24 protein-coding genes, 2 pseudogenes and 1 riboswitch are annotated in these 24,133 nt (G+C 63.2%); of the genes and pseudogenes, 13 read left to right on the forward strand and 13 right to left on the reverse strand.

Translation table 11 applies throughout. The features are described from left to right. Positions 1-14 precede the first annotated feature (14 nt). Complete coding sequence (locus tag FJ548_RS22320) at positions 15-2,609, forward strand: TIGR02302 family protein (protein ID WP_140778988.1); 2,595 nt, start codon at positions 15-17, stop codon at positions 2,607-2,609. Between the two features lie 126 nt (positions 2,610-2,735). Here FJ548_RS22320 and FJ548_RS22325 read toward each other — a convergent pair whose 3' ends face one another. Both FJ548_RS22325 and FJ548_RS22330 read right to left on the reverse strand, forming a co-directional pair. Beyond that, positions 2,736-3,365, reverse strand: coding sequence for a glutathione S-transferase family protein (locus FJ548_RS22325; RefSeq protein WP_140613083.1), 630 nt, complete (start codon positions 3,363-3,365; stop codon positions 2,736-2,738). A gap of 107 nt (positions 3,366-3,472) precedes the next feature. Next, positions 3,473-4,333 (reverse strand): LysR substrate-binding domain-containing protein, encoded by an 861-nt coding sequence (locus FJ548_RS22330; protein WP_140778989.1) that lies wholly within the window; start codon positions 4,331-4,333, stop codon positions 3,473-3,475. Positions 4,334-4,557: 224 nt separating this feature from the next. On the opposite strand from FJ548_RS22330, the gene FJ548_RS22335 reads away from it, so the two are divergent. Continuing rightward, positions 4,558-5,505, forward strand: a complete 948-nt coding sequence (locus tag FJ548_RS22335; protein ID WP_140778990.1) for a DMT family transporter — start codon at positions 4,558-4,560, stop codon at positions 5,503-5,505. Here the strand turns inward: FJ548_RS22335 and FJ548_RS22340 are convergent, their stop codons facing one another. The 3 genes from FJ548_RS22340 to FJ548_RS22350 all read right to left on the reverse strand — a co-directional run bounded on the left by FJ548_RS22340 (position 5,506) and on the right by FJ548_RS22350 (position 7,229). Further along, entirely contained in the window at positions 5,506-5,877 is a 372-nt protein-coding gene (locus tag FJ548_RS22340) for a response regulator (RefSeq protein ID WP_181168872.1), read from the reverse strand. A gap of 142 nt (positions 5,878-6,019) precedes the next feature. After that, on the reverse strand, positions 6,020-6,562 hold the full coding sequence (gene hpt / locus FJ548_RS22345; protein WP_140613087.1) for a hypoxanthine phosphoribosyltransferase: 543 nt from the start codon (positions 6,560-6,562) through the stop codon (positions 6,020-6,022). A gap of 22 nt (positions 6,563-6,584) precedes the next feature. Beyond that, a complete protein-coding gene (locus FJ548_RS22350; protein WP_140778992.1) occupies positions 6,585-7,229 on the reverse strand; it encodes a hypothetical protein in 645 nt (214 codons plus the stop codon). Between the two features lie 302 nt (positions 7,230-7,531). On the opposite strand from FJ548_RS22350, the gene ftsE reads away from it, so the two are divergent. The 3 genes from ftsE to FJ548_RS22365 all read left to right on the forward strand — a co-directional run bounded on the left by ftsE (position 7,532) and on the right by FJ548_RS22365 (position 10,015). Continuing rightward, positions 7,532-8,191 carry a cell division ATP-binding protein FtsE gene (gene ftsE, locus FJ548_RS22355; protein ID WP_027041732.1) on the forward strand — a complete coding sequence of 220 codons (660 nt, stop codon included), beginning with the start codon at positions 7,532-7,534 and terminating at the stop codon, positions 8,189-8,191. Continuing rightward, complete coding sequence (locus FJ548_RS22360; protein ID WP_140691726.1) at positions 8,184-9,170, forward strand: ABC transporter permease; 987 nt, start codon at positions 8,184-8,186, stop codon at positions 9,168-9,170. Before ftsE ends, FJ548_RS22360 begins: the two co-directional genes overlap by 8 nt. Positions 9,171-9,292: 122 nt before the next feature. Continuing rightward, positions 9,293-10,015 (forward strand): YdcF family protein, encoded by a 723-nt coding sequence (locus FJ548_RS22365; RefSeq protein ID WP_140691723.1) that lies wholly within the window; start codon positions 9,293-9,295, stop codon positions 10,013-10,015. 18 nt (positions 10,016-10,033) lie between these two features. Here FJ548_RS22365 and FJ548_RS22370 read toward each other — a convergent pair whose 3' ends face one another. Together FJ548_RS22370 and FJ548_RS22375 are read right to left on the reverse strand one after the other, a co-directional pair. Then, positions 10,034-10,663, reverse strand: coding sequence for a pyridoxamine 5'-phosphate oxidase family protein (locus FJ548_RS22370; protein ID WP_140778993.1), 630 nt, complete (start codon positions 10,661-10,663; stop codon positions 10,034-10,036). Between the two features lie 84 nt (positions 10,664-10,747). Beyond that, positions 10,748-11,218 (reverse strand): DUF1348 family protein, encoded by a 471-nt coding sequence (locus FJ548_RS22375; RefSeq protein WP_140778994.1) that lies wholly within the window; start codon positions 11,216-11,218, stop codon positions 10,748-10,750. A 119-nt stretch (positions 11,219-11,337) separates the two neighbouring features. On the opposite strand from FJ548_RS22375, the gene FJ548_RS22380 reads away from it, so the two are divergent. Continuing rightward, on the forward strand, positions 11,338-12,240 hold the full coding sequence (locus FJ548_RS22380; protein WP_140778995.1) for a LysR family transcriptional regulator: 903 nt from the start codon (positions 11,338-11,340) through the stop codon (positions 12,238-12,240). A gap of 123 nt (positions 12,241-12,363) precedes the next feature. After that, positions 12,364-13,152 carry a 1-acyl-sn-glycerol-3-phosphate acyltransferase gene (locus FJ548_RS22385; protein WP_140778996.1) on the forward strand — a complete coding sequence of 263 codons (789 nt, stop codon included), beginning with the start codon at positions 12,364-12,366 and terminating at the stop codon, positions 13,150-13,152. 20 nt (positions 13,153-13,172) lie between these two features. Here FJ548_RS22385 and FJ548_RS22390 read toward each other — a convergent pair whose 3' ends face one another. The 3 genes from FJ548_RS22390 to FJ548_RS22400 form a co-directional block, all read right to left on the reverse strand. Then, the gene (locus tag FJ548_RS22390) at positions 13,173-13,799 is read right to left on the reverse strand and encodes a LysE family translocator (RefSeq protein ID WP_140613095.1); all 627 of its coding nucleotides are present in this window, start codon (positions 13,797-13,799) and stop codon (positions 13,173-13,175) included. Between the two features lie 89 nt (positions 13,800-13,888). Further along, the gene (locus FJ548_RS22395) at positions 13,889-14,836 is read right to left on the reverse strand and encodes an aldo/keto reductase (protein WP_140778997.1); all 948 of its coding nucleotides are present in this window, start codon (positions 14,834-14,836) and stop codon (positions 13,889-13,891) included. Positions 14,837-14,959: 123 nt separating this feature from the next. Continuing rightward, positions 14,960-15,481 (reverse strand): gamma-glutamylcyclotransferase, encoded by a 522-nt coding sequence (locus FJ548_RS22400; protein ID WP_140778998.1) that lies wholly within the window; start codon positions 15,479-15,481, stop codon positions 14,960-14,962. A gap of 155 nt (positions 15,482-15,636) precedes the next feature. Here FJ548_RS22400 and FJ548_RS22405 point away from each other — a divergent pair, with 155 nt between their 5' ends. Both FJ548_RS22405 and FJ548_RS22410 read left to right on the forward strand, forming a co-directional pair. After that, a complete protein-coding gene (locus FJ548_RS22405; RefSeq protein WP_140778999.1) occupies positions 15,637-16,635 on the forward strand; it encodes a DUF2125 domain-containing protein in 999 nt (332 codons plus the stop codon). 5 nt (positions 16,636-16,640) lie between these two features. Next, on the forward strand, positions 16,641-17,570 hold the full coding sequence (locus FJ548_RS22410) for a sugar kinase (protein WP_140779000.1): 930 nt from the start codon (positions 16,641-16,643) through the stop codon (positions 17,568-17,570). A 7-nt stretch (positions 17,571-17,577) separates the two neighbouring features. Here FJ548_RS22410 and FJ548_RS22415 read toward each other — a convergent pair whose 3' ends face one another. Together FJ548_RS22415 and hisC are read right to left on the reverse strand one after the other, a co-directional pair. Further along, positions 17,578-18,513, reverse strand: a complete 936-nt coding sequence (locus FJ548_RS22415; protein WP_181168873.1) for a prephenate/arogenate dehydrogenase family protein — start codon at positions 18,511-18,513, stop codon at positions 17,578-17,580. A gap of 6 nt (positions 18,514-18,519) precedes the next feature. Continuing rightward, positions 18,520-19,629 (reverse strand): histidinol-phosphate transaminase, encoded by a 1,110-nt coding sequence (hisC, locus tag FJ548_RS22420; RefSeq protein ID WP_140779002.1) that lies wholly within the window; start codon positions 19,627-19,629, stop codon positions 18,520-18,522. Between the two features lie 135 nt (positions 19,630-19,764). Continuing rightward, positions 19,765-19,842, forward strand: a riboswitch (SAM riboswitch). A 118-nt stretch (positions 19,843-19,960) separates the two neighbouring features. Between hisC and FJ548_RS22425 the strand changes: the two genes are divergently transcribed. From FJ548_RS22425 to FJ548_RS22435, 3 genes are all read left to right on the forward strand, one after another. Further along, complete coding sequence (locus FJ548_RS22425) at positions 19,961-21,130, forward strand: homoserine O-acetyltransferase (protein WP_140691694.1); 1,170 nt, start codon at positions 19,961-19,963, stop codon at positions 21,128-21,130. Continuing rightward, entirely contained in the window at positions 21,127-21,741 is a 615-nt protein-coding gene (gene metW, locus FJ548_RS22430) for a methionine biosynthesis protein MetW (RefSeq protein ID WP_140691692.1), read from the forward strand. The genes FJ548_RS22425 and metW overlap by 4 nt, the downstream gene beginning before the upstream one ends. A gap of 76 nt (positions 21,742-21,817) precedes the next feature. Further along, on the forward strand, positions 21,818-22,807 hold the full coding sequence (locus FJ548_RS22435; protein WP_246678738.1) for a glycosyltransferase: 990 nt from the start codon (positions 21,818-21,820) through the stop codon (positions 22,805-22,807). 50 nt (positions 22,808-22,857) lie between these two features. Here the strand turns inward: FJ548_RS22435 and FJ548_RS30545 are convergent. Continuing rightward, a pseudogene (locus FJ548_RS30545) lies at positions 22,858-22,956 on the reverse strand (DUF1330 domain-containing protein); the annotation flags it as partial. A 73-nt stretch (positions 22,957-23,029) separates the two neighbouring features. On the opposite strand from FJ548_RS30545, the pseudogene FJ548_RS22445 reads away from it, so the two are divergent. Then, positions 23,030-23,786: pseudogene (locus tag FJ548_RS22445) on the forward strand (IS5 family transposase). The last annotated feature ends 347 nt before the right edge of the window (positions 23,787-24,133 follow it).

A 24,133-nucleotide genomic window follows, 5' to 3' on the forward strand; every position in this document is an offset into this window, starting at 1 on the left:
TCTTGGAAGGGCCGATGACGGAACGACCCATCTTCAGCAGCGATCGCGGACTGGCCGGACGCCTGGCCTTGAGCCGGCTGGCGACGCGGATCTCGATGGTGGTCGAGCGCGGTTGGCCACTGCTGCTTCCGCTGGTCATTGTCGCCTGCCTGTTCCTCACTGCCTCCTGGTTCGGCATTTTCTCCCGGCTGCCGGATGCGGTACGCATCGGCCTTGTCGCCGCATTCGGCCTGGCAGTGCTTGCCGCACTCTATCCGCTGCGTTTCTTCCGCATGCCCGCCGCGACCGAGATCGACCGCCGCATCGAGGCGGCCAACAAGCTGCTGCACAGCCCCGTTCTGACGCAGGCCGACCGGCCAAGCGGCCGGGAAAGCAGCTTCTCGCAGGCGCTGTGGCGCGAGCACCAGAAGCGCATGGCCGCAAGGCTCGACAGCCTCGGCGCCGACGTGCCGCGCACGCGGGTGCCGGAGCGCGACCCCTGGGCGCTGCGCGCTGTAGTCGCACTTTTGCTCGTCACCGCCTTTGCCTTCTCCTTCGGGCCGACGGGTGGCCGAATAGGCGACGGGTTCAGCGCCCGTGGCATGCACGACGCCGTGCCGCCGCGCATCGACGCCTGGGTGACGCCGCCGGCCTATACAGGCAAGCCGCCGATCTTCCTGACCGCCGACGCCAACCAGGCGACGCCGACCTTTCATGTCCCCGAGGGTAGCGACGTCTCCTTGCGCGTCACCGGTGGCTCGGGCGAGGAAACGCTTGCCTATGCCGACAAGGATGGCAGCGCGCGCAGCATCGATCCGGCCAGCCCTCAGGCCACCTCGGCCAAGCCGGCCGCGGGCCCGGCGGTGCCGTCAAAGGTGCGCCAATTCACAGGCAAGCTGACGAGCGACGGCACGCTCACGCTGAAATCGGGCGAGGACGAACTCGGCCGCTGGGCCTTCGCCGTGATCCCTGACAAGCCACCGCAGATCCGCTTCGTCGGCGAGCCCAAGCGCGCCGCCAATGGCGCTTTCGAGCTCAACTATCAGATCGACGACGACTATGGCGCCGCCACCGCCAAGGCGGTCTTCGCGCTGGCCGATCCGCAAGCGCCGGGTGCGCATCCGCTCTATGGCCCACCCGATATGCCGCTGACGCTGCCGCGCCGCGGCGGCAAGTCGAATGCCGCCAAGACCACGAAGGACCTGACCGAGCATGTCTGGGCCGGCAGCAGCATCAAGCTGACGCTGGTCGCCACGGACGACGCCGGACACACCGCGTCCAGCGAGACCAAGACGCTGGTGATGCCCGAGCGGCCGTTCACCAACCCGTTGGCGCGGGCGGTGATCGAACAGCGCCGCCTGCTGGCGCTTGACACCAATGCCAAGCCACACGTGCTCGACTTGATCGACGCCATCACGCTGCGGCCTGAAGACACGTTCGACACCATGTCCCACTACCTCGCCATAATGAGCGCGCGCAGCCGGCTGAAGCTGGCCGGGAACGACGATCAGCTGCGCAGCGAGGTCGCCTATCTCTGGGAAATCGCGCTTGGCATCGAGGAGGGCAACCTCTCGGCCGCCGAAAAGCGGCTGCGCCAGGCGCAACAGGCGCTGCAGGACGCCATCAAGAACGGCGCCAGCGACCAGGAAATCGAGAAGGCGATGAAGGAACTGCGCGAGGCGATGAACCAGTTCCTGCAGGAATTCGCCGAACGCGCCAAGCAGAACCCGAACGCACCGCAAATGCAGCAGAACGGCCAGGAACTGCGCCAGAGCGACATCGACCGCATGATGGACCAGATCGAGAACCTGGCGAAGTCGGGTGATCGCGACAAGGCGCAGCAATTGCTGTCGCAGTTGCAGGACATGATGAACAATCTCCAGGCCGGCCGTCAGCAACAGGGCGGCGAGCAGGACAGCCAGATGCGCCAGCAGATGGACAAGCTTGGCGAGATCCTGCGGAGCCAGCAGGAGATGATGAACGATACTTTCCGCATGGACCAGATGCAGCGCGGCGAGCGCCAGCGCGGGCAGAACCCCGACGAGCAGCTTGGACAAGGCAGTGGCGAGAATCAGGACAGGCAGGGTCTGGGCCAAGACCAGGATCCGCGCGCCAGGCAAAAGCCGATGACGCCGCAGGAATTCGCCGATGCGCTGAAGCAGCTGCAGGAGGGCCAGGGGCAGCTGAAAAGCGATCTCGAGCAGTTGAAGAAGGGCCTCGAAGGCATGGGCATGGAGCCCAATGAAGGATTTGGCGAGGCCGGTAAATCCATGGGCAGCGCCGAGCAGGCGCTCGGCGAAGGGCAGGGCGATGAGGCCGTCGGTCATCAGGGCCGGGCGCTCGAGGCGCTGCGCAAGGGCGCCAAGGACATGATGAAGCAGATGCAGGCCATGCAGGGCGACCAGGGCGGCAGCCAGGAAGGCGGCCGCCAGCAGAATGCCGACCGCGATCCGCTCGGCCGGCCACGCGCCAGCCAAGGCCCCGATTTCGGCGATTCGGTGAAAGTGCCCGACGAGATCGACGTCCAGCGCGCGCGCCAGATCCTGGAAGCGATCCGCAAGCGGCTCGGCAATGCGCTGAGCCCCGATATCGAGCGCAGCTATCTCGAACGGCTACTGGAGCTGAAATAGGGCGATACCAGAAAAAGTGTGAGCCGTTTTCCGTCCGGAATTGCGTCAGAAGCGCGAAGTGGTCGCCGGTCCATTCGGCAACCGGCTGCATTTCCATCAAGACGTATCCTGAAGCGGAAGAAGCCGTCAGCGGCTGTCGAGCATTCCGGCCGCCTGCGCCATCTCATATTCCCTTCGCGAATAGCGCTGGAATGCCGGACGGGCGGCAAGACGATCCATATAGGCTCGGAAGACCCGATGCTCGGGCAGCACGCGCAGCACGTTTGTCGCAAAATAGACGCCACTGCCGATTTGCGTGTCTGCCGCCGTAAATTTGTCGCCGGCGATATACGGCCGCGACGAAAGCGTCTTCTCCAGATTGGCAACCATCTCGGAGAAGGACCCGTAGGAATAGCGGCTGCCCATGAATTCTTTGCCATGTGCCTTGGCGGCCACCACTGGATCTAAGACGGAATCCGAATAGACCAGCCAGGTCAGATAAGTGGCCCGCGCACGATCGCCGATGGCGGGCGCGAGGCCGGCTTCGGCGAAGGTATCGGCGAGATAGATGGTTATCGCGGCGCGTTCGGTGATGATGGTGCCGTCGTGGTCGATGGCCGGCACCTTCTTGTTCGGCTGGATTGCCCGGTAGGATTCAGGAACGCCCTCTTTCGCACGGATGTCGACGCGCGAGAATTCGAACGGCACACCGAGTTCCTCGAGCAGCCAATGGACGCCGGAGGCACGTGACCAGGGATTGTGGTAGAAGATGATCATTCATCATTCTCCAGTTGGCGACGGGCCTTTCTATCATGCGGCTCCTGACAGCTTTCCGTCAGGACGGACAACAGAGGACGCGAAGCGGCGGCGATCAGCCGAAGCATTCAGACACCTTGCCTGAACGCTTCCCGGATCGCCTCTTGCATGCCGTCGATCGCCTCGCCGGATGCGTTCGGGTTGCGATGCATCACCACATTCGAGGAATCGATGGCGCCGAACCCATCGACGGATGACAACTCACGGCAGCCGTCCGGAATGTTGCTGCGCGAAATCGGCGCGATCGCCAACCCCGAGGTGACGGCAAGCTTCAGCCCGCCATTGGTGTCGCTCGTATAGGCGACGCGGTAGGCAAGGCCGCGCTGCTCCAGCGATTTGATGGCGAAATCCTTGCACCAGCCTGCCCGGTTGTAGAGGGCGATCGGCACCGGACGTTCTTCATGCATGTGATGCAGGTTCGAGGTCACCCAGACGGTCGGATCGTGCATCAGCACCTCGCCGCCGGACGGATCCTGCCATTCGAACACCACGCACAGATCGAGTTCGCCGGCGGCGAGCGCCGCGATCTGTGCCCCCGAATGCGCGTAGCGAACGGTAACCTCGACCTGGGCGTGGCGTTTCGAAAACGCGCCGAGCGCGCGTGACAAGATGGCGAGGCCATATTCCTCGGGAATGCCGATGCGCACCGGCCCGCCCAGCGGCGCCGCGGTGATCGACGCCGCTGTCTCGTCGAGCAGCGAGACGATACGGCGGGCATTGACGATGAGTTCGCCGCCCCGCCGCGTCAGTACGACACCACGTGAACCGCGCTCGAACAGGCTGTCGCCGACCAGTCCTTCAAGTTTTTTCATCTGCATCGACACGGCCGACTGGGTGCGGCCCGCCTGCTCCGCCGCCTTGGTGAAATTGCCGGTCTCGGCAATGGCCACGAAGGTGCGCAGGAGATCGCTGTCGAGGGTCGGCCGCATGGAATCCGCCATAAGAGAATTTGATTGCTGGCATCATTCCAATTCGTTTGCAACATGTCAAACGCCGGACGATAGTCGCCTCACCCATTGGATATGCGGCTGCGAAACCAGCTGCGGACCAACCTAAAGAGTCCTCACTCGTACCCGCTACCCGAAACGGTGGCGGGTTCTTTTTGATCCGGAGTCGGACGCTTCGGATCATACGCGCAGGAGCCTGAACGCAGATGCACAATAGGATGGTGCGCGGCATCCTGAGCCTGTGTCTGGGTGTGCTGGTCTTCTCGCTGCAGGACCCGCTGGTCAAATCCGTGTCGAGCGGTTACCCGGTGACCGAGGTGATGGCGATCCGTTCGGTCGTCGCCTTGCCGATCCTGATCGTTCTTGTCCACGCCGATGTCGGCCTGCGGGCGATCCTGTCGAAACGGTTCGGCCTGCTGACGGTGCGTGCCTTCATCCAGTTCACCTCCTACACGGTGTACTATCTGGCCATCGCCGCCCTGCCGCTGGCCGACGCCATTGCGCTCTATTTCATGGCGCCGCTTTTCATCATGGCGCTGGCCGGACCCTATCTTGGCGAGCGCGTCTCCTGGCAGACGCTGGCGACCGTACTGATCGGGCTGCTCGGCGTTGTCGTGATGATGCGGCCCGGCGCCGGGCTGTTCGACGGGGCAGCGCTGTTGTCGTTGGGCTCGGCGGCACTATACGGCTTCTCGCAGCTGATGACCCGAAAGATCGGCGACACCGAATCGTCCACCGTCATGGCCTTCTATCAGAACGGCGCTTATCTGATCGGCGCCGCCGCGGTCGCCACCACGTTTCACCTTGCCGGCGTAACCCACGCCGTTCACCCGAGCCTGGAGTTTCTGGTGCGGCCGTGGATATGGCCGACGCTGCCGGATTTCCTCAAGATGGCCGCCTGCGGTTTCGTCGCCTCGGCCGGCATGATCTTCTTGTCACAGGGCTACCGGCTGGCGCCGGCCAACCGCGTCGCCACCTTCGAATATACCGGCATCCTGTGGTCGCCGCTCTGGGGTTTTCTGTTCTTCGCCGAAGTGCCGCGGCCGACCACCGTGATCGGTGCCGCCCTCATCATCGGCGCCGGCCTGCTGGCCCTCAACGCGGGGCGACGCCAGAGCACGGCACCCGCGCTCGCCGCCACCGATCCAGCCTGATCAGGCGAAGCAGATCAGCGCCTTATCCACGCGTGAACGGATCTCGGCCAGTGTGAACGGCTTCTGCACGACATCGAGGATGATGCCGTTCAGTTCCTCGGCGCGCTCGCGCTGGTCGGCATAGCCGGTCATCAGCATGATCTTCATCGCCGGAAAAAGGGCGGCCGCCGCGATCGCCATCTCGATACCGTCCATCTCCGGCATACGGATATCGGAAACGACGAGGTCGTAACCGCCATTCGCGGCCCGGATCAGCGAAAGGCCTTGCGCGCCATCCGCGGCGATATCGATTGCATGGCCGGCGCGTTCGAGCGCGCGGGCTGCGAGGGTACGGACGGACTCATCGTCCTCGACGATCAGAAGCTTTGCCATGGCCGGCATATTTGGCGGGCAAAAGTTGACTTTTCCTGAACCGGAAACGCAGCAGCAGCGAAATCCATCACCGCCGCATCGAACAATTACCACGACGATTTTTGAGCACGCCTACAGGTTCGCGATAATGCTCCCACAAATCCTAAGCATCGCCTTTCACAACACCGACGAACGGCAGTTCGCGAAAGGCGTGGGCGACGTCCATGCCGTAGCCGACGACGAAATAATCGGGGCAGTCGAAGCCGACATAATCGGCATTGAGCGCGGTCTGGCGGCGCATGCGCTTGTCGAGCAGCACCGCTATGGAACAACTCCTGGCGCCACGCGACAGCATCAGGTCGCGCGTGAAGGTCAGCGTCTTGCCCGATTCCAGAATGTCATCGATCAACAGCACGTCGCGGCCGGCAACCTCGTTGTCGATGTCGCGCAGCACTCTCACCTCGCCACTGGTGGTGCCGGCGCCGTAACTGGAAATGAAGATGAATTCGACCTCCGGCGACAGGCCGACATCGTGCATGGCGCGGATCAGGTCGGCCGCGAAGACGAACGAGCCTTTCAGCACCGAGATCACCAGCAGATCATGGTAATCGTGCTCGGCGATCTCCTTGGCGAGCTCGAGATTGCGCCGCGCGATCGCCGATGCCGAAAACAGGACTTCGATGTCCTTGTTGCGTACGATGGGCATTGATGGCCTTCCCGATGATCGCCTACTCGGCGAAAGTGACCAAAACGGTTCTTACGCCGTTCTTAGGCACGTCGAGCCGACTGGCAAAGCCGAATCTTTCGCCCGAGGCCAGCGCGTGGCCGGATGTCCCCAACGTATAGCGGGTTGTGCGCCCGTCATTGCCCGTCACCCGGATTTCGAGCGGCGGCAGGGTCGCCGGACCCGTCCCGTCATTGGCGGCCTCGCCATCGACGAACAGCACAGGGTTCGCGCCGGAGGCGTCGACGCGCGAGGTGACGCCTGAAATGGTCAGTGCCGAAGCTTGCGCGCCGGTCAGGAGCGGTGCTTGGCGCACCAGCACATGCCCGCCGGAGATCCAGAAGGCGGCAAGGGCGGCGCCGATGCCGGCGATCCAGAAGACCGGCCCGCCGCGCGAGGCCGGCGGCCGCTCCGCCGGCGCCTCTGGCTTACGCAGCATATCCATGCCCTCTACGGGCGGCGTGACAATCGGGCGCGGCTGCGGTGGTTTGGCTTGTGTGGCCGCAGCTGTCCGCGGCATCACGACATAATCGGCATCGACGATATCGGGCGCCGGACCGCGCACGATCCGATGCGCCACGGCAATTGCCAGCGGATCGGTCATGATTTCGCCGGAAACCGGGCGCGCGGTTCGCTCGTCAGCCGTCATGGCCCAGTATTGCACCTGTTCGCTTTTCGTTTCTTTTGCGTAAACACAAATGGTTAACGTTTCACCACCGGAGCCCTCGTGACGCGCCGAAAGAGCATAGAAATTAACCGCCGGTTAACCATGCCGGCCGATGGTCTTTTCCCAGAACGGGCCGGCTCGCCGCCGGCAGAGCCGGATGATTTCAGGTCGAATCGACGTGAAATTCGAATCCGGCTCTAAATCAAAGAGGTGGAGCATGATGTCGTCCGAAAGCCGCTTCACACTTTTCGGCATCATGCTCTAGGAATTTCAGGTCGCCGAAATTGATTCGCTTCGAAAATGTCGGCCTCCGCTATGGCATGGGTCCGGAGATACTCCGCGACATTTCCCTGCACATACCGGAGCGCTCCTTCCAGTTCCTGAGCGGCCCTTCGGGCGCCGGCAAGACGACATTGCTGCGCCTGCTCTTCATGTCGTTGAAACCGACGCGCGGCCTGATCACCATCTTCGGCAAGGACCGCTCGCGCATCTCTCGCACCGAATTGCCGCATCTCAGGCGCCGCATCGGCGTGGTGTTCCAGGATTTTCGCCTGCTCGACCACATGACCACCTATGAAAATGTCGCGCTGCCGCTGCGCGTGCGCGGGCGCGAGGAAGCGAGCTACCGCACCGATGTCACCGAGCTGTTGAAATGGGTTGGGCTGGGCGAGCGCATGCATGTGCTGCCGCCGGTCCTGTCGGGCGGCGAGAAGCAGCGCGCCGCGATCGCCCGCGCCCTGATCGAACAGCCCGAGATCCTGCTGGCGGACGAGCCGACCGGCAATGTCGATCCGCCCCTGGCGCGGCGCCTGCTGCGGCTGTTCATCGAGCTCAACCGGCTCGGCACCGCCGTGGTCATCGCCACCCACGATCTTGGCCTGATGGAACAGGTCGACGCACGCCGCATGATCCTGGCTGGCGGAAGGCTGGATGTCTATGACTGAGCTGTCCGCAGAACACCTGGAAGACCGTGACGCCGAGTTGGCCGAGGCAAGGCCGCGCGCCCAGCGCCGGATGGCGCCGATCGTGCCGGCGCAAAACATCGCCGGCCGTGCGCTGGTCCTGGTCATCGCCATCATGACCTTCCTGTCCTGCCTCACCTTCGGCGCGGTGACGCTGGTGCGCGACACCGCCTCGGTCTGGGAGAACCAGATCTCGCGCGAGGCGACGATCCAGATCAAACCGGTCGATGGTCTCGACATGGAAGCAGCGCTTGCCCAGGCTTCGCGGATCGCCGGCGAATTCCCCGGCGTGCAGTCGACAAAGATCATCGACCGTGAAGCCACGGCAAGGCTTCTCGAACCGTGGCTGGGTTCGGGCCTCAACATCGACGACCTGCCGGTGCCGCGCCTGATCATCGTCACCATTGACGAGAACAGTCCACCCGACTTCGCCGCCATGCGCGCCGCGATCGCCCCGAAGCTGCCGAGCGCATCACTCGACGATCACCGCACCTGGGTCGACCGGCTGGTGGCTATGGCCCGCACCACGGTGACCATCGGCATCGCCGTGCTGGTCTTGATGCTGTCGGCGACCGTGCTGACCGTGGTGTTCGCAACCCGCGGCGCCATGGCCGGCAATGGTCACATCATCGAGGTGCTGCATTTCGTCGGTGCCGAGGCGCGGTTCATCGCGCGCGAATTCCGCCGGCATTTCCTGGTCACCGGCATGAGGGGCGCGGCCGCCGGCGGCGCGGCGGCGGTGCTGGTCTTCGTCGTCTTTTCCTGGTGGTCGTCGCGCAACATGGCGACGCCCCAAGCCGATCAGGCAACCGCCCTGTTCGGCAATTTCGCCATCGGCTCGGCAGGCTATCTCGGGGTGCTCATGATGGTGCTGGTGATCGGCGCGCTGACGGCGGCGACCTCGCATGCCACGGTCGTAGCCTATCTCAGTGACATCGACGTTCGCCAACCCGATGCATGAAAAAAGGGGACGCGCTTTTGGGTCGACGGCCGGGATGAACGCAGAACGATCACGGATGGAGAATTTGCGTAACGCAAAGTGCGACTTTTACCTACCAAAGGCCCCATTTCGGGATTAACCATATGGCTATGGACGTGCGGGATTCGACCGGGACGGTTGGACAGATGCCGTTGGTGGCTCGTTCGCGCGCCCACGGCAGGGTCAGCCGTTTACGGAGCGCCCTGCGTTTCTCCGCCCTCTCCCTCCTAATCCTCGCAACATTGTTTGCCGGCGGCTTCGGCTGGTTTGCCAACAAGGTCAGCCACTTGACCACGCCAGCCAACCCGGCCAAGGCCGATGCCATCATCGTGCTGACCGGCGGCCAGTCCCGCCTCGACGCCGCGATGGACCTGCTGGCGTCCGGCAAGGGCGAGCGTCTCCTGATCAGTGGCGTGCACCCGTCCGCCAGCCGTCGCCAGCTGCAGGCCGCGACCGGTGGCGACAAGAAGCTGTTTTCCTGCTGCGTCGACATCGACCGCGCCGCGCTCGACACGATCGGCAATGCCGAGGAAAGCGCCAAATGGGTCGAAAGCCATGCCTACAACACGGTGATCCTCGTCACCAACAACTACCATATGCCGCGCAGCCTCCTGGAAATGGGCCGTCTGCTGCATGGCGCCAAGCTGGAACCCTACCCGGTGGTCAATTCCAATCTCGACAATGGTGGCTGGCTGACCAAGCCGCAGGCCCTGCGCGTGCTGTTCACCGAGTACAACAAATATCTGCTGGCGCTGGCACGCGGCATCGTGCCGGTGAAGCAGACGCCCGACGGCCTCGCACTGGCCGAGACCGCGGCTGGCGGCTAAGCCCTCGGCGCTGCATCATCACGCTTCGTCTCTCCCTTTCGACGCCTTCAGGCGCATGATCTCCTGCTCGAGCTGTTGAATACGCCTGTCCCGTTCGCCGAGGGCCGCCGTCACATCCGCTGCCTCGAAACGCTGCGGAATATGTTGCGGGCAATTGGCGTCCCAGGCCGAAACCGTGAACAGGATGACCTGCTCGGGACGCGCCCTGTAATCCTGCGGCATCAGTCTCGCCGTCAGCTCCGCATCGTTTTCGACGACGCGCGCCGTGCCCCAAACCTTGATACGCTGGCGCAGCATGTAGTCGATCAGGAACAGGAAGGCGCGCGGGTTATCGGCCAGGTTGCCCTGCGTGATGAACTGCCTGTTGCCCGAAAAATCCGCGAAGCCGATCGTCTTCTCGTCCAGCACCTTGAGAAAACTGGCCGGCCCGCCGCGATGCTGGATGTAGGGCTGGCCATCGCCGTTGGCCGTCGACAGAAACACGCTGGTCTGCGCTTCGATGAAGGCGGCAAGGTCCGGCGTGATATCAGCCTGCCAGCTGCCGCGCTCCTCGACTCGGGCGTAAGACTGGCGCGAACCTTTGCGCGCCTGGATCGCCTTGACGGTCGGCGTAAAGGCGACGTCGCTGGTGAATGCATGCGCGTTCATCGAAAGCCTCCTTGCCCGGAACGGGACCTATGGCAGTTGACGCGACTCCGGACCGAAACCGTTTCACACTTTCCTGGAGTTGCTCTAAAGCCCGAGCTCCGACAGTGATGGATGGTCGTCCGGGCGGCGCCCGAGCGGCCAGTCATATTTGCGGTCGGCCTCGCTGATCGGCAGGTCGTTGATGCTGGCGATGCGCAGGCGCATCAGCCCGTGTTCGTCGAACTCCCAGTTCTCATTGCCATAGCTGCGGAACCAGGAGCCGCTGTCGTCGTGCCATTCATAGGCGAAGCGCACGGCGATGCGGTTGCCGTGGAACGCCCAGACCTCCTTGATCAGCCGGTAGTCGAGTTCACGTGTCCATTTGCGTGTCAGGAAAGCCTGGATCGCATCGCGCCCCTGCAGGAACTCGGAGCGGTTGCGCCAGCGGCTGTCGGTCGTATAGGCGAGCGCGACACGTGCCGGATCGCGCGAGTTCCACGCATCCTCCGCCATGCGCGCTTTCTGCGCTGATGTCTCGGCGGTGAAAGGGGGAAGCGGAGGACGGCTCTCGGACATCGCGGTTCCTTCATTGACAGGCCGCCATATGCGAGCCGTTTCATCAGATGTAAGGCCTTCCACCATTTAAATGCAGATGGCATATTCGCAACCCATCCTTCCATTTTCTGGGAGCATCAATGGATCGTCTCGAAGCCATGTCCCTTTTTGTCGCCGTGGTGGAGGCCGGCAGCCTTTCCGCCGCGGCGCGCCGCTTCGGCATTCCGCTGGCGACCGTCAGCCGCAAGGTTTCCGATCTGGAGCGCCATCTGAACACCCGTCTCCTGAACCGCTCGCCCCGCCGGCTGACACCGACCAATGCCGGCGAGGCCTATCTTGCCGCCTGCCGGCGCATACTCGACGATGTCGATGAGGCGGAACGCACGGCGGCGGGCGAGTACAGCGCCCCGACCGGTGAGCTTGCCATCACCGCCCCGGTCGTCTTCGGCCGCCTTCATGTGCTGCCGGTCGTCACCGGCTTTCTGGCCGCCTATCCTGACGTCAACATCCGCCTCACCCTGGTCGACCGCATAACCCAGTTGGTCGAGGACCATTTCGATCTGGCGCTTCGCATCGGACAATTACCCGACTCGAGCCTTGTTGCCCTTGGCGTCGGCGCGATCCGCCGCGTCGTCTGTGCCAGCCCGGCCTATCTGGCCGAGCACGGCACGCCCATGAGCTTGGATGACCTGAACGCGCACGGTTGCGTCACCTTCGAGGGGCTTGCCTCCGCCGCCCAATGGATCTTCGCCAGCGGCAAGAGGGAAGTCACGGTTCCGGTCCGCTCGCGGCTTCAGGTCAACACCGCCGAAGCGGCGATCGACGCCGCGATTGCCGGCGTCGGCCCGACGAAGGTGCTCTCCTATCAGGTCGATGCCGCGGTGCGGTCAGGCATGTTGCGTATCCTGCTGCGGGAATTCGAGCCGGAACCGTGGCCCGTCAGCCTAGTGCATGCGGGCCACGGCCTGCTGCCGGTCAAGCTGCGTGCCTTTCTCGACTTCGCCGCCCCGCGTCTGAAGGAGCGACTGGCCCGATTGGGATAGCGTGACCGGATCAAGGCCGCGTTTGCGGACCTTGCTTCAGCATCGGTCGGGACAGGCCTGGGCCATTTCCTTTTTCCCCGCGCTTGGTGTAACCAACGCACACTTCCTCACCGGACCTCCCCGATGCTCTATGTCAGATCGCTGGCGTTCAACTTCGTCTTCTACGTCAATCTGATCGTCCAGATGATCCTCTGGACGCCCTACTATTTCCTGTCTCCCCGTCACCGCGCCTGGTTCGTGCCGAAATTCTGGTCGCGCAGCTGCATGTGGCTCTATGACAAGATCGCCGGCACCAAAAACGACATCACCGGGCAGGAGAACCTGCCTGAGGGCTCTTTCATCTTGGCACCCAAGCACCAGTCGTTCTGGGACGCGATCGCTTTCTTTCCTTTTCTCCAGGACCCGCTCTACATCCTCAAGCGCGAGTTGACCTGGATCCCTTTCTTCGGCTGGTACATCATGAAGATGCGCATGATCCCGGTTGATCGCGGCAGCCGCTCCAAAGCCTTGAAGGCCGTGGTCGCGGCGACCAAGGAAGAGATGGCGCGCAACCCACGCCAGCTGATCATCTATCCCGAGGGCACGCGCCGGGCGCCGGGCGACGAGCCGGCCTACAAATACGGCATCGTCGAAATCTATACGCAGCTTGGCGTTCCGGTTGTACCGGTCGCCCATGTAGCCGGCCTCTATTGGCCGCGCCGCAAGTTCCTGCGCTATCCCGGCACCATCAAGGCGCGTTTCCTGCCGCCCATACCGCCCGGCCTGAGCAAGGACGAGTTCATGGCGCGGCTGATCGGCGAGACCGAAGCCGCCTGCGACCAGCTTCTTGCCGACGCATCGCGCACTCCAAACCCTCCGGCCCTGCCGCCTACGGCGATCAAGCGGCTGGGGGAACTTGGCGTCAAGGCTTAAGCGAACGCCCCGGCTGGCAATCAGCCGTAAACCGCCAACACCGTGGTCAGCACCAGCGTTGCGGCAAAGAACAGATTGATGACCCGCGACGCCGCCGGCCTGCGCAACATGCCGGCGAACGCCGCCCCGGCGACAAGCCAGAGGGCGTGGATGGCAACGATCATCAGGGTGAGAACACCAAGCTTCGTCCATGGGCCGAGCCCGGCGCCGGCCTCGCTCGAAGTAGCACCGGCGAACACGGCGGCGATCGCCACATAGGCCTTCGGGTTGGCGACCGCCAGCAGGAATCCAGCCGGCCCGGTCGGGCGCGAAGCCTCGGCAGTGCGTGCCGCGAGCGGCGGCGCCGTGGCGATTCTGAAGGCGAGATAGAGAATGTAGGCCGCCGACGCGGCAGCCAGCAACGGCGCCAGCCCCGGCATCGAAGCAAGCGCCGCCATGAACCCGGTCGCCACGACCAGCAGCACGGCGATCGTGCCAAGCACGATCCCACAGGTGTAGCGCAGCGAGTGGCGCAGGCCGAAGGCGGCGCCAGCGGCGGTGACGCTTATCGTTGCCGGTCCCGGGCTGCCCATGACGACGGTCGATGCAAGCACAAGCGCCAGAAGCTGGCGCCAAGGGGCCGGCTGCGAAAGAAGCGGTTCGAACATTTGCACCTCATCCTGCCCTGTGTGCGAAAGACGGTATGGCAAGACTTGAGGGTGGTCTTGGACGTTCGTGTGCGGCGGCGCGGGAAGCTTCAGCCGCTGGCCTTGTCGAGTTCGGCGATATCGTCGGCGGTCAGTTTCAGCGACGCAGCCTTGATCAGACTGTCCATCTGGCTCGGCTTGGTGGCGCTGGCGATCGGCGCGGTGACGCCTGGCCGCGCGATAACCCAGGCAAGCGCGATTTCCGCTTGCTTGGCCGAATGCCTGGCCGATACCGCGTCGAGTGCCGCAAGGATGCGCATGCCGCGCGGGTTGAGATAGTCCTTCACTCCGCCGCCACGGGGGCTTTGGCCAAGATCGGCCTCGCTGCGGTACTTGCCGCTCAGGAAACCCTTGGCGAGGCTGAAATAGGTGATAACGCCGATATCCTCGGCCACGCACAAATCGCGCAGCGGCCCATCGAAGGACGAGCGATCGTAGAGATTGTATTCCGGCTGCAGCACCTCATAGCGCGGCAGGCCGCGCAGGCTCGCCACATCGAGTGCCGCCCGCAACTGGCCGGCATCGAGATTGGAACAGCCGATATTGCGGACCTTGCCCTTGGCGAGCAGCTTCTCGTAGGCACCGAGGGTTTCCTCATAGGGCGTGGTCGGATCCGGCCAGTGCGACAGATAAAGGTCGATGACATCGGTCTGCAGGCGTTCCAGCGACGCCTCGACGGCCTTTTCGATGTAGGCGGCGGAGAGGTCCTTGTGGCCCTGGCCCATATCCGATCCGACCTTGGTGACCACCAAGACCTTGTCACGGTTGCCGCGGTCCTTCATCCAATTGCCGATGATGGTTTCGGACTCGCCGCCCTTGTGGCCCGGAACCCAGCGCGAATAGGCGTCCGCCGTATCGATGGCATTGAGTCCGGCCCCGACGAAGCGGTCGAGCAGGTCGAAAGAGGTTTTCTCGTCAGCGGTCCAGCCGAAGACATTGCCGCCCAGGACAAGCGGCGCGATGGAAAGGTCGGTGCGACCGAGACGGCGTTTCTGCAAGGCGGATCTCCGTGATGGTTGAAACCGGGCGGACGCTGCCCGCTGGCTGGGATTCGGAGCCTAACCTAGGTGTCGCCGCGTCGAGGTCAAAGGCCTGGCTGCTTTTTTCCGCAGAGCCAACGCTCACAAAGGCGCTATCCGGTGCGCAACATCCTCCAGCCAATGGTCACGGATGCCCAGCGCTTCCAGATGCTTCAGCGTACTGAAGACATAATCCTCGTTGTTGCCGGATTGGCCGACCGCGCCGCGCACCACGGCCGCCGCATCGGCGGCTGCCAGCGCACCGGCATATTGCTCGTGCTTGCGGTCGACGATGTAGGTAACCGCTTCGACCATATCGCCGCCGTCGAGCCGAATCTTGAGCGTGCGCTCGAGATAGACGCTGGTGACGAGTTCGCGCTCGCGCAGATAGGCAATGACCTCGTCGCGCAAATCGCCGGGCACACGGTATGCAAGGCCGACGCAGGAACCGCCATGGTCGAGACCGAGCACCAGTCCGGGCCGCTGGCGCGTGCCGCGATGGACGAAGGAGTAGACACAGAGCGAGCGGCGATAGCCATGCAGCTGCGCGCGCCGCGTCTCGACATGCGCGAAACCCGGTCGCCAGATCAGCGAACCGTAGCCAAACACCCAAAAATCGCCCATATCGCCGCGCCTGATCGCAAAAAGAATGGCAATGCCGCACCGGAACACGGTGTTTTTTCCGACCGTCTCCGTCTACCTATTCGTCTCTGTCTACCTGGTGTTGTCGGAATCGAAGGTCCGTCCACCCATACCCATGCGTTAACGAGAGCCAAAGCATGACGTCAAGTGACGACCGCCGACCAAAGTCCCGCCGCGGCCTGTTCTGGCTCGTGGCGCTCATCGTTGTGCTGTTCGCCATCTACAGCGCCGGCTGGTTCTATTTGGCCAACAGGGTCAGGACCGAGGCCGACAAGGCGGTCGCCACGCTCAACAAGAGCGGCATCCAGGCCGGCTGCGCCAACCTCCAGGTCAGTGGCTATCCGCTGAGCTTTGCCGTCTCTTGCGACAATCTGGCCTATGAGGACGACGCCAAGAACATCGCGGCCTCGTCTGGCTCCTTCAATGCGGCCGCGCAGATCATCCAGCCCCTGTCGCCGACCGCCGATCTGCGCGGTCCGCTCAGGACCTCTGTCCCCGGCATGGTGCCGCTGTGGATCGACTGGGACAATCTGCAGGCCAACGTCAAACTGTCATGGCCGCTGCCACGGCGCATCGCATTGCAGGCGGAGGGCCTGTCCGGTCAAACCGATCCGGCCGACGACACCGATCCGGTGGAACTGTTCAGCGCCGGCAAGGCGTCAGGCCAGCTGCAGCCGAACGGTCAGGACGTCGACTATGTCGGCAGCTTCACTGATCTCGAGATCGACCCCGACGCGATTGGCGGGCGCGTGGTGCCGGCGCTCGATGCCAGCGGCGACGCCACGCTGAAGAATGGTGTCGCGCTGATCGGAACGCAGGTGAAGAGCCTGCGCGGCCAGAGGGTCGAGATCCGCAACCTCGATCTGTCGTCAGGCACGGCGCGGGTTACCGTGTCGGGGCCGCTGTCGGTGGATGCCGAAGGCCTGGTCGACGCCGATCTGATGATCAGGATCAAGGATCCGAAAGCCGTGGCGACAATTCTTGCCGGCGCGATACCCGAACAGAAGAACGCCATCGAACAGGGCTTTGCCGCTCTCGCTCTGCTCGGCAAGGAACCGTCGATGCCGCTGAAGGTGGTCAAGGGCAAGGCAGCACTCGGCTTCATCCCGCTGGGCAAGATCAAGCCGGTGCAATAGCTTCGATGGCAAGACCCGTGAAGCTCCTGAGTGTCGGCGCTCTGACGCTGGACACGATCCTGCGTGTCGAGGCGCTGCCCGTGCATCAGGGAAAGTTCATCGCTTCGGATGGCGTCCAGATCGCCTCCGGCATGGCCACGAGCGCTGCCTGTGCCGCACAGCGCCTCGGCGCCGAGGTGTCGTTGTGGGCGAGCACCGGCGACGATCCGATCGGCGATCAGCTGATTGCGGGGATCGAGGCGGAAGGGGTCGATTGCAGCCATGTGCGCCGCGTCAAGGGCGCCCGCTCGGCGCTGGCGTCGATCCTGGTCGACGCGCATGGCGAACGCATCATCGTGCCGTTCTATGACAGCAAGGCGCAGGCCGATCCGGTGGCCTTGCCGTTCGCGGACGCCACGGCATTCGATGCCGTGCTGGTCGACGTACGCTGGCCGGGTGCGGCGGCACTTGCCCTTGCGGCGGCGCGCGCTGCCGGCCTCCCGGCAATTCTCGACGCCGATACAGCACCGCTGGCGGTGCTGGAGCAGATGCTGCCGCTGGCCTCGCATATCGTCGCCTCCGAGCCGGCGGCGCGCATCGTCTGCGGGCACGCGCTCGACCCTGAGACCGCCTGCGCCGACTTGGCCTCGCGTACCGATGCTTTTGTCGCCGTCACCGGCGGCGCGGCAGGCACCTGGTGGTTCGACCGCTCGACCCGAACTGTTCGCCATGTCGCGACGCTAAAGGTCAAAGTGGTGGACACGCTGGCAGCTGGTGACGTTTTTTACGGTGCCTTTGCGGTGGGACTGGCGGAAGCCATGCCGATAGAGAACGCCCTGCGCTTTGCCAGCGCGGCCGCCGCGCTCAAATGCCAGCGCTTCGGCGGCAGGCTGGGCGCACCGGAGCGAACCGAGACGCTGGCAATGATGGCGGCCCACTGGCCCGCCCAAGCCTGAGAACCTGCTAGGTTTTCGCCGGGTGCTCGACCGCCTGACGCCCGAAGTCGGGCGCGTCGATATCCTGGCCGGCCTCGATGATCGAGCGGCGCACGGCACGGGTACGGGTAAACAGGTCGAACAGCTTGTCGCCGTCGCCCCAGCGGATCGCCCGCTGCAGGAACGCCAGATCTTCCGAGAACCGCGCCAGCATTTCGAGGATGGCATCCTTGTTGTGAAGGCACACGTCCCGCCACATGGTCGGGTCGGAGGCGGCCAGACGCGTGAAATCGCGAAAGCCGGAGGCGGAATATTTGATCACTTCCGTCTTGGTCACCGATTCCAGATCGTCGGCAGTGCCGACGATGTTGTAGGCGATGATGTGCGGCAAATGCGAGACGATGGCCAGCGTCATGTCATGATGCTGCGGGTCCATCGTATCGATGTTGGCGCCGCAACGGCGCCAGAATTCCGACAGCCGTTCCAGCGCACCCGGATCGGTGCCCGGCAGGGGCGTGAAGATGCACCAGCGATTGTCGAACAGGTCGGCAAAACCGGCATCCGGCCCGGATTTTTCGGTACCCGCCAACGGATGGCCGGGGATGAAATGGACGCCGTCAGGGATATGCGGCTGCATCTGCGCGATGACGGAGGCCTTGGTCGAGCCGACATCGGTGAGGATCGCACCCGCCTTCAGGGCCGGTGCGATTTCCTGCGCCACCGCGCCGGATGAGCCGACCGGCACCGAGACGATGACCAGATCGGCGTCGCGGACCGCTTCCTTCGCGTCGGTGGTGTAGGAATCGCCGAGGCCCAGTTCCTCGGCCCTCTTGAGTGTGGCCACGCTGCGCGTCGAGATGGCGACATGGCGAGCCAGCCCCTCGCGGCGGATGACGCGGGCCAGCGACGAGCCGATCAGGCCGATGCCGACCAGCGCGATCTTCTCAAACATCGGTGATGTCATGGTGCTCTAGCTTTTCAGAAATGTCGTGAGCGCGGCGACGACGCCGCGATTGGCCTCTTCGGTGCCGACAGTCATGCGCAGCGCGTTGGGGAAGCCGTAGCCGGAAACGCGCCGCAATATATAGCCGCGCGCGGTCAGGTAATCGTCCGCCGCCGCCGCAGAATGCTTCTGGTCGTCCGGGAAATGAATGAGGAGGAAATTGCCGACGCTGGGCGTCACCCGCAGCCCAAGCGCGGTCATCTCTTCGGTCAACCAGGCGAGCCAGGTCTCGTTGTGCGCAACGCTGCGCTCGATATGGGCGCGGTCGCGGATCGCGGCGATGCCGGCCTCGATCGCGGTGGTGTTGACATTGAAGGGACCGCGCACGAGATTGATGGCGTCGACGATGTGCATGGGGCCATACATCCAGCCGATCCGTGCTCCACCCAGGCCGATCTTGGAGAAGGTGCGGGTCATCACCACGTTCTCGGCGCTGCCGACCAGCTCGATGCCGGCTTCATAATCGTTGCGGCGGACATATTCGGCATAGGCCGCGTCGAGCACCAGCAGCACATGCTTTGGCAGGCCGGCATGCAAGCGGCGCACCTCCTGGAACGGCACATAGGTACCGGTCGGGTTGTTGGGATTGGCGAGGAACACGATTTTGGTATGCGGCGTGACCGCGGCCAGCATCGCATCGATGTCGGCGCGCTCGTCGGTTTCCTTGACCACGACCGGCGTGGCGCCGGCCGATTGGATGTAGATCTTGTAGACCATGAACGCGTGTTCGGTGAAAATGGCCTCGTCGCCTGGCGCCAGATAGGTCTGCGCCAGCAGGCCGAGGATCTCGTCGGAGCCGTTGGAACAGATGATGTTCTGGGGGTTGAGCCCATGCACCTCGGCGATCGCCTCGCGCAGCCGCCTCGCGGTGCCGTCCGGATAAATATCGAGCCTGGCGGCCACCTCGCGCGCGGCCTCGATCGCCTTCGGCGACGGACCGAGCGGGTTCTCGTTCGACGACAGCTTGTGGACCTTGGCGACACCGGCGGGTGCGGTACTCTTGCCGGGCACATAGGCATCGATATCCATGATGCCCGCGCGCGGGGTTGGACGTGCCTGATCCGGTGTCTGGTTCATTTTTTGCAAAATCCGTCGAAATGCCTCCACCCGGAAGCCGCAGCGGAAATACAAGCCATGGGCCGCAATGTCGAGAGGTGGCAGTGGGGCCAGCGGCCGGCATTGACGGCAAGGCGGGCGAGTTCTAGAAGAGCAGCGAACTTCCGTGGTGATTTGGCCGGTCGGCTTGCAGCCACGTTAAACAATTCGCTAAAGGGCCGTTTGCGTGATGTAACCGGCTTGCGAAGGCAATGCCGGTTTTTTGTTGTCCGTGACCGGCCGGACGAACGTATCGGCGGCGGGCGGATCGGCAGCGATTTCCGCAAACGCACGATGCAGCAAGAGAGACGTGATGGCCGCTCAGCGCGCAGGAAAGACCAACAACGAGGCCGACCAGCCGTCGAGCCCGGTGTTGCGTTTCGGGCCCGACAAGCCGCTCAAGCTCGACGCCGGCACGCTGCTGTCGCCGTTCCAGATCGCCTATCAGACCTATGGCAAGCTGAACGATGCCCGCTCCAATGCCATCCTCGTCTGCCACGCGCTGACCGGCGACCAGCATGTCGCCAACACCAATCCGGTGACCGGCAAGCCTGGCTGGTGGGAAGTGCTGATCGGCCCCGGCAAGATCATCGACACCAACCGTTTCTTCGTCATCTGCTCCAACGTCATCGGCGGCTGCCTGGGCTCCACCGGCCCGGCTTCGACCAATCCCGCCACCGGGAAACCCTATGGGCTCGACCTGCCGGTCATCACCATTCGCGACATGGTGCGTGCGCAGCAGATGCTGATCGACCATTTCGGCATCGAGAAACTGTTCTGCGTGCTCGGCGGCTCTATGGGCGGCATGCAGGTGCTGGAATGGGCGTCGAGCTATCCCGAGCGCGTCTTTGCAGCGCTGCCGATCGCCACCGGCGCCCGCCATTCCTCGCAGAACATCGCCTTTCACGAGGTTGGCCGCCAGGCCGTCATGGCCGATCCGGAGTGGCATGGCGGCAAGTATTTCGACTATGGCAAACGCCCGGAAAAGGGGCTGGCGGTGGCGCGCATGGCCGCCCACATCACCTATCTCTCGAAAGCCGCCCTGCACCGAAAATTCGGCCGCAACCTGCAGGACCGCGAAGCGTTGACCTTCGGCTTCGATGCCGACTTCCAGATCGAAAGCTATCTGCGCCACCAGGGCATGACCTTCGTCGATCGCTTCGATGCCAATTCCTATCTCTACATGACCCGGTCGATGGATTATTTCGATATCGCCGCCGATCATGGCGGTAGGCTGGCGGACGCCTTCGCCGGCACCAAGACCCGCTTCTGCCTGGTGTCCTTCACGTCTGACTGGCTGTTTCCGACCGAGGAAAGCCGCTCCATCGTGCACGCGCTCAACGCCGCCGGCGCCTCGGTGTCCTTCGTCGAGATCGAGACCGATCGCGGCCATGACGCCTTCCTGCTCGACGAGCCGGAACTGTTCGCGGCCATCAACGGCTTTATCGGCTCGGCGGCGCGCGCCAGGGGGCTCAATCCATGACTGTCAACGGTACGCAGCGCGTTGACCTCGAGGTCGTCGCAAATCTCATTCCCCCGCAATCGCGGGTGCTCGATGTTGGCTCCGGCGACGGCTCGCTGCTCGAACTCCTGCAGGACACCAAACAGATAGACGGCCGCGGGCTGGAACTGTCGCAGCGTGGTGTCAACGAATGCGTGGCGCGAGGCCTCTCCGTCATCCAGGGCGATGCCGACAAGGATCTCGAATTCTACCCGGACAAGGGTTTTGATTTCGTTGTCCTGTCGCAGACGTTGCAGGCCACCCGTAACCCGAAGCTGGTGCTCGACGAACTGCTCAGGATCGGCAACCGGGCGATCGTCTCCTTCCCTAATTTCGGCCACTGGCGCGTGCGCCTGTCGCTGTTCGTCAAGGGCCGCATGCCGGTGACCAAGGATCTGCCCTATTCCTGGTACGACACGCCCAACATCCATTTCTGCACCATCCGCGACTTCGTCAATCTATGCGAGGAACTCGGCGCGACGGTGGAAAAGGCAACCGCGCTCGACGCCAACGGCCAGAGGATCGGCCTGTCGATGCCCTGGTGGTTCTGGAATTTCTTCGGCCAGCAGGCAATATTTTTGCTGAAACGATAATGGTTGATATCTGGATTTCTTCGTGCTCCTAAGAGGTTGCTTGAATTCTTGATGCTGTAATGGGATCTCTTGGAACGTGCCGCTAAATTCCCTGAGCTATTGCCTGGTCCTGGAAATGGAGAACGCCAGGTCGGTCGATCTCGAAGAGGTCAGCGTCGGGCTGACTGCCTTGGCGCGCGAAATCGGCGCTGTTTCTTCGCTGGGTTTTGCTAGGCCACAGGTCGTTTTCTCCCATGGCGGAGACGATGCGGACACACTTTTGCTGAGAAGCAACATCGCATCCGCGGCATCGCAGCTGGAGCAGGTTGCCGACTTGATCTTCGCCGCATGCCCAGGCGGACGGTACTACGATCTTAAGAACAACGGCATTCCAGCAACCGACGGCGATGTCGTCATTTTTACAGACTCCGATACGGTCGTGGAATCTGGATGGCTCTCGGCCATGCTCGGTCCATTTCAAGATCCAGCGACCGTCGCCGTAAACGGTTACACCTACCTTTACTACGACGACTTCATGTCGCGAACGTTTGCGCTGATCTGGTTTTTCCCAATGGCGCAAAAGGACACGCGTTTTGCTTCGAAACGGGCGATAAACGCCAACAACGTGGCTTTTCGCCGTGACTGGATTGTCAATCACCCCTTTCCCGAAAACAATGGTTTCAAGGTTTCCTGTACGCTCCTGATGCGTGCGCTTGAGCGCGACGGCCACAAACTCGTCGGCGCCAATGCACGCGTCTATCATCACCCGCCGCGCGGCTGGCGATTCTTCCGCTGGCGCGCATTGGTGACCGGCCGCGATGCCGACCGGAAATTTAGAGAACTGGGGAGTCCCCATCGTGGCCGCCGGATCGCAAAGTCGCTCAGCCGGTGGCTGACCATGTCGTGGCGTACAACACGGCGCGTCGTACGGCATGCCCGGCAGACGGGAATGCCGGTCTGGCAAATTCCAATGTCTCTGCTTGTCGGCCTGGCATTCTACAGTTTGGCATTTTGGGGCCAGTTCAGCTTGGCCGTGGGTCTCGTCCATGACGAGATTGAAGTTCTGCCCGACTTTGCGGGTGAATGAATGCATTCACGCCCAAAACCGACGGCACCAAACAGCAACCGCAATCGTTCCTATCCCAGGACATCCGTAGCCCCGTGCGGATGTTCGACGCCGTTGGCGAACACCACGTCGGATTGAGAATTGTTGGTGCGCAGCGACAGTATCGCCTGCTAGGGTCCGGACCCATAAATCGCTTTCATTGATGCGGCTGACGTGATTCAAGGTCACCAACTGGAGGCTTCGATGGATCGGGACTATTTCTGGCTGACGGGCGAACAATTCTCGAAGCTCAAGCCGCATCTCCCGACTGACACGCGGGGCAAGGCTCGCGTGGATGACCGGCGGGTTATCAGCGGCATCATCCACGTCATCAAGAGCGGTGGACGCTGGGTGGACGCACCTGCCGCCTACGGTCCGAGGAAGACGCTCTACAATCGCTTCCATCGCTGGGCTAACAAGGCATTTGGACCGGGATATTCCAAGCCTTGGCCAGTGCTGGTGGGCCACCGGCACAACTGCTTATCGATTCCTCGGCTGTTCGTGCCCATCGCAGTGCGGCGGGCGGAAAAAGGGGGAACTCAACCAGGCCATTGGCAGATCACGCGGCGGGCGCACCACCAAGATCCACGCCCTGACTGATGGAATGTGCAGGCCTGTCGCCTTCCTTTTGACCGGCGGCAACGTCGCCGACTGCAAGGCGGGCGAAGTGCTGATCGATCAGATGCCGACGACAACCCTGCTGAACGCCGACAAGGGCTACGATAGCGACGCAATTCGTCGCCAGGTCAAGCAGCGCGGCGCTTTCGCCAATATTCCACCGAAGGCAAACAGGAAGTGGAAGAACTGCTTCTCGCCCTACCTCTACCGCGACCGCAACGCCATCGAGCGCATGTTCTGCAGGCTCAAGGACTTCCGCCGCATCGCCACTCGATACGATCGATTGGCTACCAACTTCCTCGCTGCGGTCTGCATCGCAGCGACAGTCAGCTATTGGCTCTAACGCCGAACCCGAACTACTTGCAAAATTGTGGGATCAAGGGCAAACAGTAGTCTGGCGTGATGTCGACGCTCAGTGCGGAAGGACAGGTCGCTCCTGTAGGGCCCGCAGCGGCATTTCGGGCTTAGATAGTCGGGGTAACCCGTTTCGGTGCGAATCCGAACCCGGTCAGGGTCGCCCCCTGATCGCCTCACAACCATTCAAGCGCAATGTTGCAGAGACTGATGACAGCGCTGCAGCGCTCGCGCCACAATTATGAGTCTTGGCCCTAGTCCCCTGGAACAAAAGTAAGCTTCATTTTGTTTGGCTTCTGTCACAAGAGCAGGAGTTTGATTCATGGCTGGCAGGCA

It is taken from the genome of Mesorhizobium sp. B2-4-17, from assembly GCF_006441275.1.
Lineage (GTDB): Bacteria > Pseudomonadota > Alphaproteobacteria > Rhizobiales > Rhizobiaceae > Mesorhizobium.

Coding starts and splice junctions, on each gene's coding strand:
- FJ548_RS22320 (WP_140778988.1), top strand. CDS start 15: ATGACGGAACGACCCATCTTCAGCAGCGATCGCGGACTGGCCGGACGC.
- FJ548_RS22325 (WP_140613083.1), bottom strand. CDS start 3,365: ATGATCATCTTCTACCACAATCCCTGGTCACGTGCCTCCGGCGTCCAT.
- FJ548_RS22330 (WP_140778989.1), bottom strand. CDS start 4,333: ATGCGGCCGACCCTCGACAGCGATCTCCTGCGCACCTTCGTGGCCATT.
- FJ548_RS22335 (WP_140778990.1), top strand. CDS start 4,558: ATGCACAATAGGATGGTGCGCGGCATCCTGAGCCTGTGTCTGGGTGTG.
- FJ548_RS22340 (WP_181168872.1), bottom strand. CDS start 5,877: ATGGCAAAGCTTCTGATCGTCGAGGACGATGAGTCCGTCCGTACCCTC.
- hpt (WP_140613087.1), bottom strand. CDS start 6,562: ATGCCCATCGTACGCAACAAGGACATCGAAGTCCTGTTTTCGGCATCG.
- FJ548_RS22350 (WP_140778992.1), bottom strand. CDS start 7,229: ATGACGGCTGACGAGCGAACCGCGCGCCCGGTTTCCGGCGAAATCATG.
- FJ548_RS22360 (WP_140691726.1), top strand. CDS start 8,184: ATGACTGAGCTGTCCGCAGAACACCTGGAAGACCGTGACGCCGAGTTG.
- FJ548_RS22365 (WP_140691723.1), top strand. CDS start 9,293: ATGGCTATGGACGTGCGGGATTCGACCGGGACGGTTGGACAGATGCCG.
- FJ548_RS22370 (WP_140778993.1), bottom strand. CDS start 10,663: ATGAACGCGCATGCATTCACCAGCGACGTCGCCTTTACGCCGACCGTC.
- FJ548_RS22375 (WP_140778994.1), bottom strand. CDS start 11,218: ATGTCCGAGAGCCGTCCTCCGCTTCCCCCTTTCACCGCCGAGACATCA.
- FJ548_RS22380 (WP_140778995.1), top strand. CDS start 11,338: ATGGATCGTCTCGAAGCCATGTCCCTTTTTGTCGCCGTGGTGGAGGCC.
- FJ548_RS22385 (WP_140778996.1), top strand. CDS start 12,364: ATGCTCTATGTCAGATCGCTGGCGTTCAACTTCGTCTTCTACGTCAAT.
- FJ548_RS22390 (WP_140613095.1), bottom strand. CDS start 13,799: ATGTTCGAACCGCTTCTTTCGCAGCCGGCCCCTTGGCGCCAGCTTCTG.
- FJ548_RS22400 (WP_140778998.1), bottom strand. CDS start 15,481: ATGGGCGATTTTTGGGTGTTTGGCTACGGTTCGCTGATCTGGCGACCG.
- FJ548_RS22405 (WP_140778999.1), top strand. CDS start 15,637: ATGACGTCAAGTGACGACCGCCGACCAAAGTCCCGCCGCGGCCTGTTC.
- FJ548_RS22410 (WP_140779000.1), top strand. CDS start 16,641: ATGGCAAGACCCGTGAAGCTCCTGAGTGTCGGCGCTCTGACGCTGGAC.
- FJ548_RS22415 (WP_181168873.1), bottom strand. CDS start 18,513: ATGACATCACCGATGTTTGAGAAGATCGCGCTGGTCGGCATCGGCCTG.
- hisC (WP_140779002.1), bottom strand. CDS start 19,629: ATGAACCAGACACCGGATCAGGCACGTCCAACCCCGCGCGCGGGCATC.
- FJ548_RS22425 (WP_140691694.1), top strand. CDS start 19,961: ATGGCCGCTCAGCGCGCAGGAAAGACCAACAACGAGGCCGACCAGCCG.
- metW (WP_140691692.1), top strand. CDS start 21,127: ATGACTGTCAACGGTACGCAGCGCGTTGACCTCGAGGTCGTCGCAAAT.